Raw genomic sequence first — 17,592 nt, forward strand, 5'->3', positions numbered from 1 at the left:
GTGACACGGCGGAGACCGCGAGGGCGGCCCCGCCCGACAGATGGAGAGACGACACACATGGCCAGGAGGACGGGCGCACAGCCGCCTGCGCACGTTGCCGACAGCCACGGGCTGATCCGCGTGCACGGCGTGCGGGTGAACAACCTCAAGGACGTCAGCGTCGAGATACCGAAGCGCCGGCTGACGGTGTTCACCGGCGTATCCGGCTCGGGCAAGAGCTCCCTGGTCTTCGGCACGATCGCGGCGGAGTCGCAGCGGCTGATCAATGAGACCTACAGCGCCTTCGTGCAGGGCTTCATGCCGACGCTGGGGCGGCCCGAGGTCGACGTGCTCGAAGGTCTGACGACCGCGATCATCGTCGACCAGCAGCGGATCGGCGCCGACCCGCGCTCCACGGTCGGCACAGCCACCGACGTCAATGCGATGCTGCGCATCCTCTTCAGCCGGCTCGGGAAGCCGCACATCGGCTCGCCCCAGGCCTACTCCTTCAACGTCGCCTCGGTCAGCGGCGCGGGCGCGGTCACGATGGAGCGCGGCGGGGAGACCGTGAAGGAGCGGCGCAGCTTCAGCATCACCGGCGGTATGTGCCCGCGCTGCGAGGGCCGCGGCACGGTCACCGACATCGACCTCACCCAGCTCTTCGACGACTCCAAGTCGCTCGCCGAGGGCGCCATCACCGTCCCCGGCTACAAGGCGGGCGGCTGGAACTACCGGCTCTACAGCGGGTCCGGCTTCTACGACCCGGACAAGCCGATCCGCAAGTACACCAAGAAGGAGCTGCACGACTTCCTCCGCCGCGAGCCGACCAGGATGAAGATCGAGGGCATCAACATGACCTACGAGGGGCTGATCCCCCGGGTCCAGAAGTCGATGCTCTCCAAGGACCGGGAGGCGATGCAGCCGCACATCCGGGCGTTCGTGGACCGGGCGGTCACCTTCACCGTCTGTCCCGAGTGCGACGGCACCCGGCTCGCCGAGGCGGCGAGGTCGTCGCAGATCGGGAAGACCAGCATCGCCGACGCGTGCGCGATGCAGATCAGCGATCTGGCCGAGTGGGTCCGCGGCGTCGATGACCCCTCGGTCGCGCCGCTTCTCGCGAAACTGCGGCAGACCCTCGACTCGTTCGTGCAGATCGGCCTCGGCTACCTCTCGCTCGACCGGCCGTCGGGCTCGCTGTCGGGCGGCGAGGCACAGCGGGTCAAGCTGATCCGCCACCTCGGCTCCTCGCTCACCGACGTCACGTACGTCTTCGACGAGCCCACCATCGGTCTGCACCCCCACGACATCCAGCGGATGAACGACCTGCTGCTGCGGCTGCGGGACAACGGCAACACGGTGCTCGTCGTGGAGCACAAGCCGGAGACGATCGCGATCGCCGACCACGTGGTCGACCTCGGTCCCGGCGCCGGTACGGAGGGCGGCACCGTCTGCTTCGAGGGCACCGTCGAGGGGCTGCGGGCCGGTGGCACCCTCACCGGCCGCCATTTCGACGACCGGTCCACCCTCAAGGAGAAGGTGCGCACACCCACCGGCACGCTGGAGATCCGCGGCGCGACCGCGCACAACCTGCGCGATGTCGACGTCGACATCCCGCTCGGGGTGCTGGCCGTCGTCACCGGGGTCGCGGGCTCCGGCAAGAGCTCGCTCGTGCACGGATCGATCCACGCGGACGAGGGCGTGGTGTCGATCGGCCAGGAACCGATCCGCGGCTCACGGCGGAGCAACCCGGCGACGTACACCGGACTGCTCGAACCGATCCGCAAGGCGTTCGCGAAGGCCAACGGCGTGAAGCCGGCGCTGTTCAGCGCCAACTCCGAGGGTGCCTGCCCCAACTGCAACGGCGCGGGCGTCATCTACACCGACCTGGCGATGATGGCCGGCGTCGCCACCACCTGCGAGGAGTGCGAGGGGAAGCGGTACCAGGCGTCGGTGCTCGACCACCACCTCGGCGGACGCGACATCAGCGAGGTGCTCGCGATGTCGGTGGCCCAGGCCGAGGAGTTCTTCGGCGCGGGCGAGGCGCGCACCCCGGCCGCGCACGCCGTCCTCAGCAGGCTCGCCGATGTCGGGCTCGGCTACCTCAGCCTCGGCCAGCCGCTCACCACGCTCTCCGGCGGCGAGCGGCAGCGGCTCAAGCTGGCCACGCACATGGCCGAGAAGGGTGGCGTCTACGTACTGGACGAGCCGACCGCCGGGCTGCACCTCGCCGACGTCGAGCAGCTGCTCGGCCTGCTCGACCGGCTCGTGGACTCGGGCAAGTCGGTCATCGTCGTCGAGCACCACCAGGCGGTGATGGCGCACGCCGACTGGATCATCGACCTCGGCCCCGGCGCGGGCCACGACGGCGGCCGGATCGTCTTCGAGGGCACCCCCGCCGATCTGGTCGCCGCCCGCTCCACCCTCACGGGCGAACACCTCGCGGCGTACGTGGACGCGTGACGGCCCCGGCCGCTGCCCGGCCTCTCCGGTGCCCGGGCCGGGGGCACCGGAGAGGCCCCGGGAGGTCTCCTGCTCTCCTGCGAGGTCACTCCGTGCCGGTGGGCGGCTCGGTCAGGAACGGGCGCAGTTCGAGCCACTCGTGGATCGGCTTTCCGCCCGCCCCGGGGGCGGCCGACAGCTCCCCGGCCAGCTCGACGGCGCGCTCGTAGCCGGCGACGTCGATCACCATCCAGCCCGCGATGAGGTCCTTGGTCTCGGCGAACGGGCCGTCGGTGACCGGCGGGCGGCCCTCGCCGTCGTACCGGACGAACGTCCCCCCGGGGGCGAGCGCCTGACCGTCGACGAACTCGCCGGTCTTCTCCAGCCGGGCCGCGAAGTCGTTCATGTACTGGATGTGCGCCGATACCTCTTCCGGTGTCCACTGGTCCATGGGCACGTCGTTGACCGCAGCCGGAGCGCCGCGGTAGTGCTTGAGCAGCAGGTACTTCGCCATGGTTTCTCTCCTCGGTGCTGGTGCGGCCCATTCTGGCCGCGTTCGCCGTTGGGGGCGCGTTCACTGCTGGGACGGAGCGGGTCATGAGTTCTCGACATCGCCGCCCGGATTTTTTTCGCTGATTTTCGACGGCCCCAACCCGACGGCCCCAACTCGATGCCCCCAACGGTCGGTGCCTTCGGGCATCCTTTGCATAAAAGTGCAGTATTGCGTATAGTCATGCCATCGACGAGGAGGTTTCGGTGGCGGTACGTGCAGCGGTGGCAGGGGCAAGCGGATACGCCGGCGGGGAACTCCTCCGCCTGCTGCTGGGCCACCCGGATGTCGAGATCGGTGCGCTCACCGGCAACACCAACGCGGGTCAGGCGCTCGGCGCCCTCCAGCCGCATCTGCGGCCGCTGGCCGGGCGCGTGCTCCAGCCGACCACAGCGGACGTTCTCGCAGGTCACGACGTTGTCTTTCTGGCGCTGCCGCACGGGCAGTCCGCCGCCGTCGCCGACCAGCTCGGTGACGATGTCCTCGTCGTCGACATGGGCGCCGACTTCCGGCTGAAGGACGCCGGGGACTGGGAGCGGTTCTACGGCTCCCCGCACGCCGGGACCTGGCCGTACGGTCTGCCCGAGCTGCCCGGCGGGCGGACCGCCCTCGCCGGGTCGAAGCGGATCGCCGTCCCCGGCTGCTATCCGACAGCGGTGTCCCTCGCGCTCTTCCCGGCGTACGCGGCCGGCCTCGCCGAGCCCGAAGCGGTGATCGTCGCCGCCTCCGGTACATCCGGCGCGGGCAAGGCGGCCAAGCCGCACCTGCTCGGCTCCGAGGTGATGGGCTCGATGTCGCCGTACGGGGTCGGCGGCGGCCACCGGCACACCCCCGAGATGATCCAGAACCTCAGCGCGGCGGCCGGCGAGCCGGTCACCGTCTCGTTCACGCCGACCCTCGCGCCCATGCCGCGCGGCATCCTCGCCACCTGCACCGCGAAGGCGAAGCCCGGTGTGAGCGCCGAGACGGTCCGTGCGGCGTACGGCAAGGCCCTCGCGGACGAGCCGTTCACCGAGCTGCTGCCCGAGGGGCAGTGGCCGTCGACCGGCGCCGTGTACGGCTCCAACGCGGTGCAGATCCAGGTCGCGTACGACGAAGCCGCCGGCCGGATCGTCGCCATCAGCGCCATCGACAACCTCACCAAGGGCACCGCGGGCGGCGCCTTGCAGAGCATGAACATCGCACTCGGACTCCCCGAGGACCGAGGGCTTTCCACGATCGGACTGGCGCCGTGAGCGGCGCAGGCACAGACACCGGCCGGCACGTACGTACAGAGGCGAACGAGGAGATGCAGTGAGCGTCACGGCAGCGAAGGGATTCACGGCAGCGGGCATCGCCGCCGGAATCAAGGAGAGCGGCGGACCGGACCTGGCCCTCGTGGTCAACGCCGGCCCCCGGCTGGCCGCCGCGGGAGTCTTCACCTCCAACCGCGTCAAGGCCGCACCGGTCCTCTGGTCCGAGCAGGTAATCAAGGGCGGGACCGTCGGCGCCGTGGTCCTCAACTCCGGTGGCGCCAACGCCTGCACCGGACCCAGGGGCTTCCAGGACGCCCACGCCACCGCCGAGAAGGCGGCCGATGTCCTCGGCGGCAACGCGGGCGAGGTCGCGGTCGCGTCGACCGGGCTCATCGGTCTGCCGCTGCCCATGGGCAAACTGCTGCCCGGCATCGAGCGGGCCGCCGCCGAACTCTCCCCGCACGGCGGCGAGAAGGCCGCCATCGCCATCAAGACCACCGACACCGTCCACAAGACGGCCGTCGCGGGCGGGGACGGCTGGAGCGTCGGCGGGATGGCCAAGGGTGCGGGCATGCTCGCCCCCGGCCTCGCCACCATGCTCGTGGTGCTCACCACCGACGCCGACCTGGACAGCCCGGTGCTGGACCGGGCGCTGCGCGCCGCCACCCGCACGACGTTCGACCGGGTCGACTCCGACGGCTGCATGTCCACCAACGACACCGTGCTGCTGCTCGCCTCCGGTGCCTCCGAAGTGGTGCCCGGTGAGGAGGAGTTCGCCGAGGCCGTCCGTACGGTCTGCGCCGACCTGGCCCGCCAGCTGATCGGCGACGCGGAAGGCGCCAGCAAGGACATCCGGATCGAGGTGGTCAACGCCGCGACCGAGGACGACGCCGTCGAGGTGGGCCGCTCCATCGCCCGTAACAACCTGCTGAAGTGCGCCATCCACGGGGAGGACCCCAACTGGGGCCGGGTGCTCTCCGCGATCGGCACCACGTCCGCCGCCTTCGAGCCCGACGAGCTCAACGTCGCCATCAACGGCGTCTGGGTCTGCAAGAAGGGCTCCGTCGGCGAGGACCGCGACCTGGTCGACATGCGGTACCGCGAGGTCGCCATCACCGCGGACCTGGCGGCGGGCAGCGAGTCGGCCGTGATCTGGGCCAACGACCTCACCGCCGACTACGTCCACGAGAACAGCGCGTACAGCTCATGAGCACCCGCAAGCACACCGCGCTCCCCAAGGCGCAGACCCTCATCGAGGCGCTGCCCTGGCTGACCCGCCACCACGGCAAGACCGTCGTCATCAAGTTCGGCGGCAACGCCATGGTCGACGAGGAGCTGAAGGCCGCCTTCGCCCAGGACGTGGTCTTCCTGCGGCACGCAGGACTCAAGCCGGTCGTCGTCCACGGCGGCGGCCCGCAGATCAGCGCACAGCTCGACCGGCACGGTCTGGTCAGCGAGTTCAAGGCCGGGCTGCGGGTGACGACGCCCGAGGCGATGGACGTCGTACGGATGGTCCTCGCGGGCCAGGTGCAGCGCGAACTCGTCGGACTGCTCAACCAGCACGGCCCGTTCGCGGTCGGCATGACCGGCGAGGACGCGAACACGATCACCGCCGTCCAGCACTTCCCGCAGATCGACGGCGAGGCCGTCGACATCGGCCGGGTCGGCGAGATCACCGGGATCGACATCGGCGCGATCGAGGCGCTGCTCGCCGACGGCCGCATCCCCGTCGTCTCCTCGATCGCCCGCAGCGCCGATGACAACCACGTCTTCAACGTCAACGCCGACACCGCGGCCGCCGCACTGGCCGCAGCGCTGAACGCCGAGACGCTGATGGTCCTCACCGACGTCGAGGGCCTCTACGAGGACTGGCCCCACAGCGACGAGGTCATCAGCAGGCTCACGGCCAAGCAACTGGAGAAGCTCCTTCCCGAGCTGGCCAGCGGCATGGTCCCCAAGATGCAGGGCTGCCTCTTCGCCGTACGCAACGGCGTCACCACCGCCCGCGTCATCGACGGGCGGGTCCAGCACTCGATCCTGCTGGAGATCTTCACCGATGAGGGAATCGGCACGATGGTCGTGCCGGACACCGAGACGGAATCCACCGGCGCCACCGAGGGGGAGTCATGAGCAACCAGGAACTCGCACAGCGCTGGCAGGGCGCTCTGATGGACAACTACGGCACGCCGAAGCTCTCCCTGGTACGCGGCGAGGGCGCCACCGTGTGGGACGCCGACGGCACCGCGTACACCGACTTCGTCGGCGGCATCGCGGTCAACGCCCTCGGCCACGCCCACCCCGCGGTCGTCGAGGCCGTCTCGCGGCAGATCGCCTCGCTCGGCCATGTCTCCAACCTCTACATCGCCGAACCGCCCGTCGCGCTCGCCGAACGGCTGCTCCAGGTCTTCGGCCGCGCGGGCCGCGTGTACTTCGCCAACTCGGGGGCCGAGGCCAACGAGGCGGTCTTCAAGATCGGCCGGCTCACCGGGCGTACGCACATGGTCGCCACCCAGGGCGCCTTCCACGGCCGGACCATGGGCGCGCTCTCGCTCACCGGGCAGCCCGCCAAGCAGAACGGCTTCGAGCCACTGCCCGGTGTGGTCACCCATGTTCCGTACGGCGACGCGGAAGCCCTGCGCGCGGTCGTCACGGAGAACACCGCCTTCGTCATCATCGAACCGGTCCAGGGTGAGAACGGCGCAGTCGTCCCGCCCGCGGACTACCTCAGGGCCGCCCGGGAGATCACCCGCGCCACCGGCACACTGCTGGTGCTCGACGAGGTGCAGACGGGGATCGGGCGCACCGGCCATTGGTTCGAGTACCAGGCGCACGAAGGGGTCGACCCCGATGTCGTCACGCTCGCCAAGGGCCTCGGCGGCGGGCTCCCGCTGGGCGCGGCCGTGGCGTTCGGGGCGGCTGCCGAACTGCTGCACCCCGGTCAGCACGGCTCCACCTTCGGCGGCAACCCGGTGGCGTGCGCCGCCGGACTCGCCGTGCTCGACACGATCGCGGCGGACGGAATCCTCGACCGGGTGAAGCGCACGGGCGAGAAGCTGCGCACCGGAATCGAGGCGCTGGGGCACCCGCTGGTCGGGCAGGTCCGCGGTGCCGGACTGCTGCTGGGTATCGTGCTCACCGAGTCCCGCGCGCACCGGGTGCAGCAGGCGGCTCAGGACGCAGGCTTCCTGGTGAACGTGACCGGCCCCGATGTCGTACGGCTGATGCCGCCGCTGATCATCGGTGACCGCGACGTGGACGCGTTCCTTCAGGCGCTGCCCGGCGTTCTCGACCAGGCCAACGGGGAAGAGTGATCCGCAGAGTGAGGCGACGATGACCGAGGCGCAGCAGACCGAGCACGAGGCGCAGGACACCGAGCACGGCGGGCCGTCGGTCCCGCAGACCCGGACCGCACGCCACCGCCGGATCGTGGACATCCTCAACCGGCAGCCGGTGCGCTCGCAGAGCCAGCTCGCCAGGCTCCTCGCCGACGACGGGCTGAGCGTCACCCAGGCGACGCTCTCCCGCGATCTCGACGAACTGGGCGCCGTGAAGATCCGCAACACCGGTGGTGAGCTGATCTACGCGGTGCCCAGCGAGGGCGGCTACCGCACCCCCCACGCGCCGCTCGGCGAGTCCGCCAAGGAGGAGCGGATGCGCAGGCTCTCCTCCGAGCTGCTGATCTCGGCGGAGGCTTCGGCCAATCTGGTCGTGCTGCGCACCCCGCCGGGCGCCGCCCAGTTCCTCGCATCGGCCATCGACCAGGCCGAACTGCACGACATCCTCGGCACGATCGCCGGGGACGACACGCTGATGCTGATCAGCCGGGACCCGGCGGGCGGTCAGGCACTCGCGGACCATCTCCTGCGGCTGGCGCAGAACCCGCGCTGAGCACCCGCGGCCCCGGCCGGATGCTTCTTCTCGGTTCCGTCAGTGACGGGCCGTCAGTGACAGGCCGTCAGTAACGGGTCAGGGCTGTCGGCCCGGACCGGGTGCCGATCGCGATGTGCGGTCGGCTCCCGGGGGCGGCCCAGGTGAGGATACGGTCGATCGCGGCCGCCGGTACGGACACACAACCGTCGGTCGCGCCACTGCCGTTGACATGCAGGAAGATCCCGGCGCCCCGTTCGTGCACCGGCCGGGCGTAGTTGAAGCCGATGACGAGCGCCCGGGCGTACTGCGTCGGATAGGTGATCAGCCGCTCCGCGTCACTGGCCCGGCAGTCCGCGGGCAGCGGGTCCACCCAGCGGTTGTACGCACGGGACGCGTTGTCCTCGCACCACCAGGAACTCCCGTTGACCGCCCGGTAGGGGTAACGGGTCCCGGCGGGGGCCGCCTTGATCCCGAACGCGTACGGCAGGTCGTAGATGCCGGTGGGTGTGGTGGCCGTGCCCTGTCTGCGCGTCGCGCCGTCGGCCAGCCCCTTGGAGCCGAAGCGGGCCGGTGACGAGCCGGCCTCGCGCCAGGTGCCGTCGCGCAGGTCCCACCAGCTCAGCGTGCCGGTGGTGGAGTGCAGGGTCGCGGCCTCCACGGTGATCAGCTGGGAGCCGCCGCCGGTGTCGGCGAGCTGTCCGGGCAGCGGACCGTCACCGGCGGGAAGGGCCGCGAGGGAACCCGCGACGGCCAGCAGAACCGAACCTGCCACCAGGAATCTGCGCATGGTCCGGACGGTACGCGGCGGCCGGCCGGCCCGCCCGCGCTGTTGCTCCGTACGGCCCACCGGCAGTGCCCGGGCGGTCGGCGGCGGCCCCGGCGCGAGACCGTGAGCGGGCAGGTGGCCGGCTCAGGGTGTCGAGTCGCGGCTCGCGACCAGTGCGTCGATCAGGCCGAGCCCCTCGCCGCGGTGCCGGTCGATGGCGCGGTACCAGGTGCTCAGTGCCTCCTGGACATCGGTCATGAACTGCCGTGCGGCCGGGGCGAGTCCGCCGGTACGGTGCACCACGCCGAACCGGGCTTCGATGGCCGGCACCGTTTCGAGTACGCCGGCTCCCGCGTCCAGGGCGGTCAGGCACATCCGCAGGGGAAGGAACGCCTGGAACCCGGACCGGAGCACGAACGTGAGCTGCGCGGACCGGCTGGGCACGGTGGCCCCGATCGTCGCGTCGACGCCGTTCGCGGTCAGGGCGCGCTGGATGGCGTCCTCCTCGTGCCTGGGTACCTGCCGGCAGACCAGCGGGAGATCGCCGATGCGGGCCAGTTCGATCGCCGCCCCTCCGGGGGCGGGGCGGCTGCCGGGCGGACGTACCAGCAGGAGCCGCTGCACCCCGAGTTCGACGAACGTCAGATCGCTGCGGAGCTTCGATGCCAGCGCGAAACCCAGCTCGGCCTGGCCCTCCGCGACCGCCGCGGCCATCTCCTGCTGCGAGCCGACCTCCCGGATGACCAGCCGCACGGCGGGATGGCTGCGGGTGAAGCTGCCCGCCCAGGAGGCCACCGCCTCGCCCGACATGTCGGGGGTGCAGACCACCGTGAGCTCACCGCCCTGCACCTCCCGGGCACGCCGCATGGTGTCCTCGACGACCACCAGATCCTCCAGCACCCGGCGGGCCGGCGGCACCAGCTCAAGACCGGCCGAGGTCGGGACCAGCCGCCGTCCCGTCCGGTGGAACAGCGTCACCTTCAGCTCACGCTCCAGGGAGCGGATCGCGCTCGACAGCGAGGGCTGGGAGAGATAGAGGTGCTCCGCTGCGCGTCCGAGACCGCCCTGGTCCACGACCGCGAGGAAGTACTCGAGTTGCCTCAGCTCCACCTGTCCCTGCCCTCCTGCTGGGTTCACGGGCTCCGTCGGCCCGGCGGCCGGCGGACGGGTGCGGTGCCCCTCATGCCGCCCGCCTGCCGGTCACACGATAGGTGTCGGGCAGGGAGCCACAGGCCCCGACCTGGCGGGTGACCGCGCGGCCGAGGTTGCGCTCGTGGACCGGCGACGAGCCTTCGTAGATCCGCAGCGCCCGCACGTCCCGCCACATCCGGGGCACCGGGTGGTCGCCCACGATGCCCTCTCCGCCCAGGAGCTGGACGCAGCGGTCGCCGACCCGGCTCGCCATCTCCGAGGCGAACAGCTTCGCCGCGGTGATCCGGTGCCGGGGGACGGTGCCGCTGTCGAAGCTGTCCGCCGCCGCGACGGTGAGCGCGCGGGCCGCCTCCAGATCGGCGAAGCACCGGCCGAGGTCGGCCTGCACCGCGCCCAGATCCGCGAGGGGCGCCCCGAACTGCCTGCGCTCCAGCAGATGGGCCGCGGTCTCCTCCAGCATCCGGGTGGCCTGGCCCACACAGGTGGCCGCCACGTGCAGCCGGGCGTGGTTGATACCGCGCAGCGCCGCCGCGAAGCCGCCGCCGAGCGTGTCGCCCAGCAGCGCGGAACCGTCCACCTCCACCCCGGTCAGAATGATCTCGGCGACCGGGCCCTCGGCGTGCCCGTTCATCCGGGTGGCAAGCCGGGTCTCCAGGCCGGGGCTCCGGCGGGGCACCAGGAACGCGGAGACCCCGGCCGCACCTTCCTCCACGGTGCCGGTACGGGCGAACAGGAGGAGTTCGTCGGCCCAGTGGGCGTTGGTGATGTAGCGCTTGTGGCCGTCGATGACCCAGCCGCCCCCGGCCCGCCGGGCGGTCGTGGTGAGCGAGCCCGCGTCCGAGCCGGCCTCGGGCTCGGTCAGCGCGAACGCGGTGATCAGCTCACCGGCGGCCATGCCCGGCAGCATCCGCTTGTGCTGCTGCTCGGTGCCGTGGTCGAGGATGGCCTGCGAGCACAGTCCGACCACCGAGGCGAACCGGGACCGGTAGACGCAGGAGGCGCGGGTGAACTCCATGGTCAGCCGGACCTGCTGAGCCATGTTCCACTGGAGCCCGCCCAGCCGCCGCGGAATGGAAATCGCGAACAGCCCCGTGCGGGCCAGGGTCTCCATCACATGTCCCGGGACCTCCCCGGCCTCCACCATCTCCGCTTCGGCGGGGATGAGGACGTCGTCGGTGAGTTCGGCGACCCGCCCGAGGTACGCGTCGAAGTCGAGGTCGAGGACTTCACGGTCGATCATGCGATCTCCTTCGTCAGGGTTGCGGACAGTTCGCTCGGTGCGCCGGGTGCCGCTCCGGCCACGACGCCGCGTGCGATCAGCTCGCGTATCTCCGTTTCGTCCCGGCCCAGTTCGGCCAGGATCCGCCCCGTGTGCTCGCCGGTGTCCGGGGCCGGCGCGGATGTCGAAAGACGGTGGCCGTCGAGGGAGAACGGCGTGGTGGGCGCCGAGTACCGGCCGTCCGTACCCTCCGGGCCCCGGCAGTCGGCGATCAGCCCGGAGGCGAGCAGGTCCGGGTCCGTGGTGATCTCGTCGAAGCTCCGGACCGCGCCGCAGACGATGCCGGCCGAGCGCAGCCGCTCCAGGGCTCCCGCACGGTCCAGCCGGCCGAGCGTGGCGTGCAGGATCGCGAGGAGTTCGTCCCGGTGCGCGACCCGGGCCGAGTTCGAGGAGAAGCGGGCGTCGGACGCCAGCCCGGGACGGCCGATGACCTCGCAGAGCGCCGCGAACTTCTCCACGGTGTACGCCGAGATCACCAGCGCTCCACCGTCGCGCGTACGGATCAGGTCGGCGGCGGGCGCGGCCAGCGCCTGACCGTTGCCGCGGCGGCGCGGTGCCCGGCCGGTCATGCCGTGCTCCGTCCACTGCGGCGCCTGGGCGTGCACCACCGCCTCCATCAGCGAGGTCTCGACCACCCGGCCGCGCCCGTCGGCCGACCGTGCCAGGAGTGCGGCGAGCACCCCGGAGGTCAGGGCCTGCGCGGCCAGGACATCGGTGACTGCGAACCCGACCCGCTGGGGGTCGCGGTCGGCCTCGCCGGTGAGGTCCATGACGGCGAACTCGGCCTGGGCGGCGATGTCGAGCCCGGCCTGGGCCGCCGAAGGGCCCCGGGAACCGAATCCGCTCACGAACCCGTAGACCAGCCGGGGGTGGCGGGTCGTCAGGGTGGCGGCGTCGAGTCCCAGCCGGTCCACCACGCCGGGGCGGAAGTTGTGCAGCAGCACGTCCGCCGTGGCGATCAGGTCCGCGACGATCTCGCCGCTGCCCGGCGCCCGCAGGTCGATCGCCAGACTCCGCTTGGCCCGGTTGTTCGCCCGTACCATCGCCATCCCGAAGGTGCCGACGCGCCGCGCCTGATCACCGGCCGGTGGTTCGACCTTGACGACGTCCGCGCCGAGGTCGGCGAGGTTCTGTCCGGCGCCGGGAGCGGCGATGAACTGGCCGAAGTCCACCACCCGCAGTCCGGTGAGCGGCCGGGACCCGGCCGGGTGGGCGGTGGTCATCGGGTCACCCCTTTCGTCGCCCGGCGCCGGGCGGTCTCGGCGAGCAGGGTCTCGCGTGAACGGGCGGGGTCGAGGAGCAGGCCGCCGCCGACCGCGAGGACACAGATCGCGATACCTGTGAGCAGGAAGCCGTGGTCGTAGCCGTCGGCGACGGTCGTACCGGCATCCACGACCGCCCCGAGCGCCCAGGGCGCGACGATCCCGGCGAGGCTGTAGAGGGCGCTGCTGCACCCGAAGAAACCCGCACGGTGCTTGCGGGGCAGGAAGTCGGCCGCTCCGGCGAAGGTGATCGCGAAGGCGACGCTGTTGATCGAGAAGGAGACGACCACCAGCGCGAGTTGGAGCCCGCCCGGCGGCAGCCGGCTGAAGACGATCATCGAAAGGCCCGAGACGCACAGCAGGCCCATCGTCAGGTGGCTGCGCGCGACCCGGGAGGAGAAGCCGGCCTTCAGCAGTCTGCCCGACACCAGCCCGGCGGCGAGCAGGACCACGATGTCCAGCCCGTACGGCAGGGTGGCGAGCAGGCCGACGGTCGACTGCGAGTACCCCATGCCCTGGTGCAGGAAGGACGGCAGCCAGGCCACCTTCAACGACGTGATCAGGTAACCGGACGAGCAGAGCAGTGCCACCCCCCAGAAACTGCGGTTCCGCAGCAGCGAGACGAAGGGGACATCGATGCCGGCGTTCGGATCGTCGGCGACGGCCGAGGGGCGGGCGCCGGTGATGCGCAGCCGCCGCGCCCCCGGCTCGTGCCGGGTCGCCCACAGCCACACCGCGAACCAGAGCAGACCGGCCGCGATCAGCACGGCGAACCCCGTGTGCCAGTTCCAGGTCACGATCAGCCAGGTCAGCGCCGGTGTCGCGACCAGCGGGCCCAGCGACGAACCGGAGTTGACCACGGCGCCGGCGAACGCGCGCCGCTGCGGGGCGAACCGGTCCATGACGATCGACTGGCACAGCGCGAACGCGGGCCCTTCGAAGAACCCCAGGGCGATCCGCGACATGAGCAGCACACCGAGCGTGGTGGGCGCCGTCAGGGGGGCCATGCTGACCAGCCAGGCAGCCATCAGCAGCGCCGCCGACCACCGCCAGCTGATCCGGCGGACGGCCACGGTCAGCAGGACCGCGCCCACCGCGAACAGCCAGAAGAAGGAGCTCGACACCATGCCGTACTGGCTCGCGCTGAGGCCGAGGTCGGCCTCGATGTCGGGAGCCGCCACACCGATCGCGGCCTTGTCGGCGAAGTTCAACGTGAAGAAGGCCAGCAACAGGCCGATGATCAGCCAGTCCCTCGCCGGGACGCCTGCGCGGGTGTTTCGCGTGAGGTCCTGCTCGGGGATCGCCCGCGGTGCCGTGTTTGCGCTCATGTTCACCTCCGGACACTTGGGCTACGGGAACGTGCCGTGCGTCACACAGCACACCGTGGTGCGGGAGGGCGAACAAGGCCGGATCGGCTCAGGGTCACTTCGGCAATTCCGAAGTGACCCCGCGCGGCAGCCGGGCGTGGGCGTCGGGCGAGGGGGTGGTGTGGCCGCGGTCAGCCGGTTCGAAGGGCGTCCGGCACCGGAGCCGCGGCGGTCTCCGCCTTCCGGGACCGGTACGACATCCAGGCCGCGACCAGGGCCCCGGACACGTTGTGCCAGACCGAGAAGATCGCCGCGGGGAGCGCCGCCAGCGGGCTGAAGTGGGCGGTGGCCAGGGAAGCGGCCAGGCCCGAGTTCTGCATACCCACCTCGAAGGCCATCGCCCGGCTCCCCGGCTTCCCGAGACCGGCCGCCTTGCCCGCGCCGTAACCGAGCAGCAGGCCGAGACCGTTGTGGAGGACGACGGCCAGCAGCACCATCGCCGCAGCCGACTTGATCGCCGTCGCGCTGCCGCCCACCACGACCGCGACGATGACCGCCACGGTGACGGCCGAGAGCCAGGGCAGCGCGCCCAGCACCCGGTCCACGTAACGGCCCGCCAGGAACCGAACCGTCAGTCCCGCCAGCACCGGCAGCAGCACCGTCTTGAGGATGTCGGTCATCATCGAGCCCGCGTCGACCGGCAGATAGGCGCCCGCGAGCAGCAGCGTCAGCGGCGGCGTGACCAGCGGGGCGAGGACCGTCGAGACGGTGGCCACCGAGACCGAGAGCGCGACGTCGCCGCGCGCCAGATAGGTGACCACGTTGGACGCCGTGCCGCTCGGCGCGCAGCCGACCAGGATGACGCCGGCCGCCAACTGCGGCGAGAGACCGAGAACATGGGCGATCAGCCAGCCGAGTCCCGGCATGATCACATAGTGCGCGACCAGGCCGAGCCCCACGGCCCACGGCCGTTTCGCCACACCCTGGAAGTCCACCTTGGTCATGGTCAGTCCCATGCAGAACATGACCACGCCCAGCAGATACGGGACGGAGACGCTCCACCCCGCGAAGGTGTCCGGGGACGCCAGGCCTATCGCCCCCGCCACCAGGACGAGTACGGGGAAGACCGTGACCGCGCGGCGGGCCGCCCGGTCGGTGGCGCCGGCGGTGCCGGTCGTACCGGCGGATTCCTGGATCACTTGTTCGTTCTGCACCTGAGTGATGCAACGCTGCTCGCGCACTCCGCCGCAATCCCGTCTCGTTATGTGGTCTTTACATCGATTGTGCGGGCAGCGCGGCCAGCCGCTCCGCCAGCGGGTCGTCGCCGAGGAACGCCACCAGCTCCGCGAGGCCGGGGGCGGTCGCCGGACCGCGCCGGGTCACCGCGCAGGCCGCCGACGCGTTGGCGCCGCGTGCCGCCGACAGCGGGTCGAGACCCCTGCCGAGCAGGGCGAGGAACGCCCCGACATGGGCGTCGCCCGCACCGTTGCTGTCGACCGCCTCGACCGCGAAGCCCGGCACATGGACCGGCTCAGCACCCGGCGCCGCCAGCACGCAGCCGTCCTTGTCCGCGCGCACCAGCACCCCCGCGCCGGCCGGGAGCCGCTCGCGCAGCGCGGCGGCGGCCCGGCCGGGATCCGCGTGCCCGGTCAGCAGCCGCCCCTCGCGGGCGTTGCAGCTGAGCCAGTCGGCCCGTGCCAGGACCGGATCCAGGATCTCGCCGGGGATGTCGGCGACCAGCGGGCCCGGGTCGAAGCAGACCGTGACCCCGGCCGGCAGTCCGCCGGTGAAGCGGGCGAGCAGCGGGCCGTTCACCGGCATGACCAGGCCGTACCCGGACAGCTGGACCAGGTCGCCGTCCCTGAGCCGCCCGGCCACCACGGCCAGTTCCGCCGCGGTCAGCCGGGCGTCGACCCCGAAGCTGGTCACGAACGTGCGCTCGCCCCCGGCGTCCACCAGCGCCACGCAGAAGCCGGTGTCGCCGTCCTCGCGGACCGGCAGCACGGTCCGTACGCCCTCGGCGGCCAGCGCCTCCCGTACGAGATCGCCGTGCGGGCCCGTACCGTGCAGCCCCGCGTACACCGCGTCCGTACCGAGCCTGCGGGCCGCGACCAGGGTGTTGAACCCGCCGCCCGCCGTCCGGGACACGTGCGAGCCGATGACATCGCCGCCCCGCTCGGGCAGCGCGGGGATCTCGATCACCAGGTCCACGATGACGTTTCCGGCGAGGACCAGGCGGGGGGTGAGCGGGCGGGGGTTCATCGGACGGCCTCCTCAAGGGCGGGCTCAGGGACGGCGGCGGTCACCGGGGAGCGGCGGCCGGCCAGGAAGTAGACGGCGGCGCCGACCGCCATGGAGACGGCCCAGCCGAGGCCGTTGGTGCCGAACCAGCTTCCGGCCAGCGGGCCGGAGAACCAGACGTCGTCCTTGCCGGTGGACGCCTCGGTGAAGAGCAGCCCCGCCACGATCGCGGCGACCCAGGCGAGCACGGCCGGCAGCCGGAAGCCGCCGGTGTACCAGTAACCGCTGGTGCGGGTGGTGTCCATCAGGGCCGCGTCGTCGTACGTACGGCCGCGCAGCGTGTCCACGGCGATCACCCCGATCCACGCGGAGATCGGCACGGCCAGCAGGGTCAGGAAGGTGGAGAAGGGCCCGTAGAAGTCACCGGCGACCAGCATGAAGTAGATGCCGCCGAGGAACATCAGGACGACGTCGACGAGCACCGCGGCGGCCCGCGGCACCTTCAGCCCCAGCGTGATCATGGTGAGGCCGGCCGAGTAGGTGGAGAGGTGGTTGGACATCAGGAGTCCGCCGAACGCCGCGATCAGATAAGGGATCGCCATCCAGGACGGGAGCATCGCGTTGATGGCGGCGACCGGGTCCGACGCCGTGGCGAGGGCCGGGTCGCCCGCGGTCAGCAGCGAACCCAGCGAGATCAGCAGCACCAGCGGGATACCGGCACCGAAGGCGGACGCGCTGATCAGCCGGGAGCCCCGCACCGAGCGCGGGAGGTAGCGGGCGTAGTCCGCGCCCGCGTTGGCCCAGCCGATGCCGGTGCCCGCCGCGATGAACCCGATCCCCGCGATGACACCGCTGGTGGGTCCGGACGGCGTGTGCAGCACCTTGGACCAGTCGACGGTCGCGACCAGGAAACCCATCACGACCAGGTTCAGTACGCCGAAGAGGACCGTGGCCCACTTGTTGATCCACATGATGGTGGCGTGGCCGAGGCCGCTGATCAGCAGGGTGCAGGCGATGAAGACCAGCAGACAGACCACGGTGAGGACGGTGTTTTTGTGCACCCCGAAGGCGACCCCGAGCAGCGCAAGGAGCGCGTAGGCGGCGGTGGTCGTCGTGATCGTCTCCCAGCCCACCCGGCTCAGCCAGGTGATCAGGGTCGGACCCGCGTTGCCGCGCTGCCCGAAGACCGCCCTGGACAGCGTGAGTGCGGGGGCTCCGCCCTTCTGGCCCGCGATGCTCAACGCGCCGACCAGCGCGAACGAGCCGAACGAACCCACGACGGCGACCAGCGCCGCCTGCCAGATGTTCAGGCCGCGGAAGGCGACCAGCGTCGCACCGAGCGGCAGCCCGAGGAGCGAGATATTGGCGGCGAACCAGGTCCAGAACATCTGGCTCGCACGGCCATGGCGTTCACTGTCGGGGACCGGTTCGATCCCCCGGGTCTCCACGGTGCCGACGCGATCGTTCTTCGTTGAAGCGGCCATGACGGAACCTCCTTGCACGGTGTGTTGC

15 protein-coding genes are annotated in these 17,592 nt (G+C 71.5%); 6 read left to right on the forward strand and 9 right to left on the reverse strand.

Features of this window, described 5'->3' with window-relative positions; genetic code table 11:
• The first annotated feature begins 57 nt into the window (after positions 1-57).
• The gene (locus OG385_RS27995; protein WP_266858798.1) at positions 58-2,439 is read left to right on the forward strand and encodes an excinuclease ABC subunit UvrA; all 2,382 of its coding nucleotides are present in this window, start codon (positions 58-60) and stop codon (positions 2,437-2,439) included.
• Positions 2,440-2,524: 85 nt separating this feature from the next.
• On the opposite strand, the gene OG385_RS28000 is transcribed toward OG385_RS27995, so the two are convergent.
• Positions 2,525-2,932, reverse strand: coding sequence for a YciI family protein (locus tag OG385_RS28000; protein ID WP_266858800.1), 408 nt, complete (start codon positions 2,930-2,932; stop codon positions 2,525-2,527).
• A 242-nt stretch (positions 2,933-3,174) separates the two neighbouring features.
• Between OG385_RS28000 and argC the strand changes: the two genes are divergently transcribed.
• The 5 genes from argC to OG385_RS28025 are packed head-to-tail and all read left to right on the forward strand — an operon-like array spanning position 3,175 to position 8,091.
• Positions 3,175-4,203, forward strand: coding sequence for an N-acetyl-gamma-glutamyl-phosphate reductase (gene argC / locus OG385_RS28005; protein WP_266858802.1), 1,029 nt, complete (start codon positions 3,175-3,177; stop codon positions 4,201-4,203).
• A 58-nt stretch (positions 4,204-4,261) separates the two neighbouring features.
• Positions 4,262-5,413, forward strand: coding sequence for a bifunctional glutamate N-acetyltransferase/amino-acid acetyltransferase ArgJ (argJ, locus tag OG385_RS28010; protein WP_266858803.1), 1,152 nt, complete (start codon positions 4,262-4,264; stop codon positions 5,411-5,413).
• Positions 5,410-6,333 carry an acetylglutamate kinase gene (argB, locus tag OG385_RS28015; RefSeq protein WP_266858804.1) on the forward strand — a complete coding sequence of 308 codons (924 nt, stop codon included), beginning with the start codon at positions 5,410-5,412 and terminating at the stop codon, positions 6,331-6,333. Before argJ ends, argB begins: the two co-directional genes overlap by 4 nt.
• Positions 6,330-7,514 (forward strand): acetylornithine transaminase, encoded by a 1,185-nt coding sequence (locus OG385_RS28020; protein ID WP_266858805.1) that lies wholly within the window; start codon positions 6,330-6,332, stop codon positions 7,512-7,514. The genes argB and OG385_RS28020 overlap by 4 nt, the downstream gene beginning before the upstream one ends.
• 19 nt (positions 7,515-7,533) lie before the next feature.
• Positions 7,534-8,091, forward strand: coding sequence for an arginine repressor (locus OG385_RS28025; RefSeq protein ID WP_266858807.1), 558 nt, complete (start codon positions 7,534-7,536; stop codon positions 8,089-8,091).
• Between the two features lie 67 nt (positions 8,092-8,158).
• On the opposite strand, the gene OG385_RS28030 is transcribed toward OG385_RS28025, so the two are convergent.
• The 8 genes from OG385_RS28030 to OG385_RS28065 all read right to left on the reverse strand — a co-directional run bounded on the left by OG385_RS28030 (position 8,159) and on the right by OG385_RS28065 (position 17,564).
• Positions 8,159-8,860, reverse strand: coding sequence for a L,D-transpeptidase (locus tag OG385_RS28030; RefSeq protein ID WP_266858809.1), 702 nt, complete (start codon positions 8,858-8,860; stop codon positions 8,159-8,161).
• 123 nt (positions 8,861-8,983) lie between these two features.
• Positions 8,984-9,949: a LysR family transcriptional regulator gene (locus OG385_RS28035; protein ID WP_266858810.1), complete on the reverse strand. Its 966-nt coding sequence runs from the start codon at positions 9,947-9,949 to the stop codon at positions 8,984-8,986.
• Between the two features lie 70 nt (positions 9,950-10,019).
• Complete coding sequence (locus OG385_RS28040) at positions 10,020-11,231, reverse strand: acyl-CoA dehydrogenase family protein (RefSeq protein WP_266858812.1); 1,212 nt, start codon at positions 11,229-11,231, stop codon at positions 10,020-10,022.
• The gene (locus OG385_RS28045; RefSeq protein WP_266858814.1) at positions 11,228-12,493 is read right to left on the reverse strand and encodes a CaiB/BaiF CoA-transferase family protein; all 1,266 of its coding nucleotides are present in this window, start codon (positions 12,491-12,493) and stop codon (positions 11,228-11,230) included. Before OG385_RS28045 ends, OG385_RS28040 begins: the two co-directional genes overlap by 4 nt.
• Entirely contained in the window at positions 12,490-13,860 is a 1,371-nt protein-coding gene (locus tag OG385_RS28050) for an MFS transporter (RefSeq protein WP_266858816.1), read from the reverse strand. The genes OG385_RS28045 and OG385_RS28050 overlap by 4 nt, the downstream gene beginning before the upstream one ends.
• A gap of 170 nt (positions 13,861-14,030) precedes the next feature.
• On the reverse strand, positions 14,031-15,053 hold the full coding sequence (locus tag OG385_RS28055) for a bile acid:sodium symporter family protein (RefSeq protein WP_266858817.1): 1,023 nt from the start codon (positions 15,051-15,053) through the stop codon (positions 14,031-14,033).
• 58 nt (positions 15,054-15,111) lie between these two features.
• On the reverse strand, positions 15,112-16,101 hold the full coding sequence (locus tag OG385_RS28060) for a PfkB family carbohydrate kinase (protein WP_266858819.1): 990 nt from the start codon (positions 16,099-16,101) through the stop codon (positions 15,112-15,114).
• Positions 16,098-17,564 carry a cytosine permease gene (locus OG385_RS28065; RefSeq protein WP_266858821.1) on the reverse strand — a complete coding sequence of 489 codons (1,467 nt, stop codon included), beginning with the start codon at positions 17,562-17,564 and terminating at the stop codon, positions 16,098-16,100. Before OG385_RS28065 ends, OG385_RS28060 begins: the two co-directional genes overlap by 4 nt.
• Between the last annotated feature and the right edge of the window lie 28 nt (positions 17,565-17,592).

This window comes from Streptomyces sp. NBC_01306 (genome assembly GCF_026340465.1).
Taxonomy (GTDB): Bacteria; Actinomycetota; Actinomycetes; order Streptomycetales; family Streptomycetaceae; genus Streptomyces.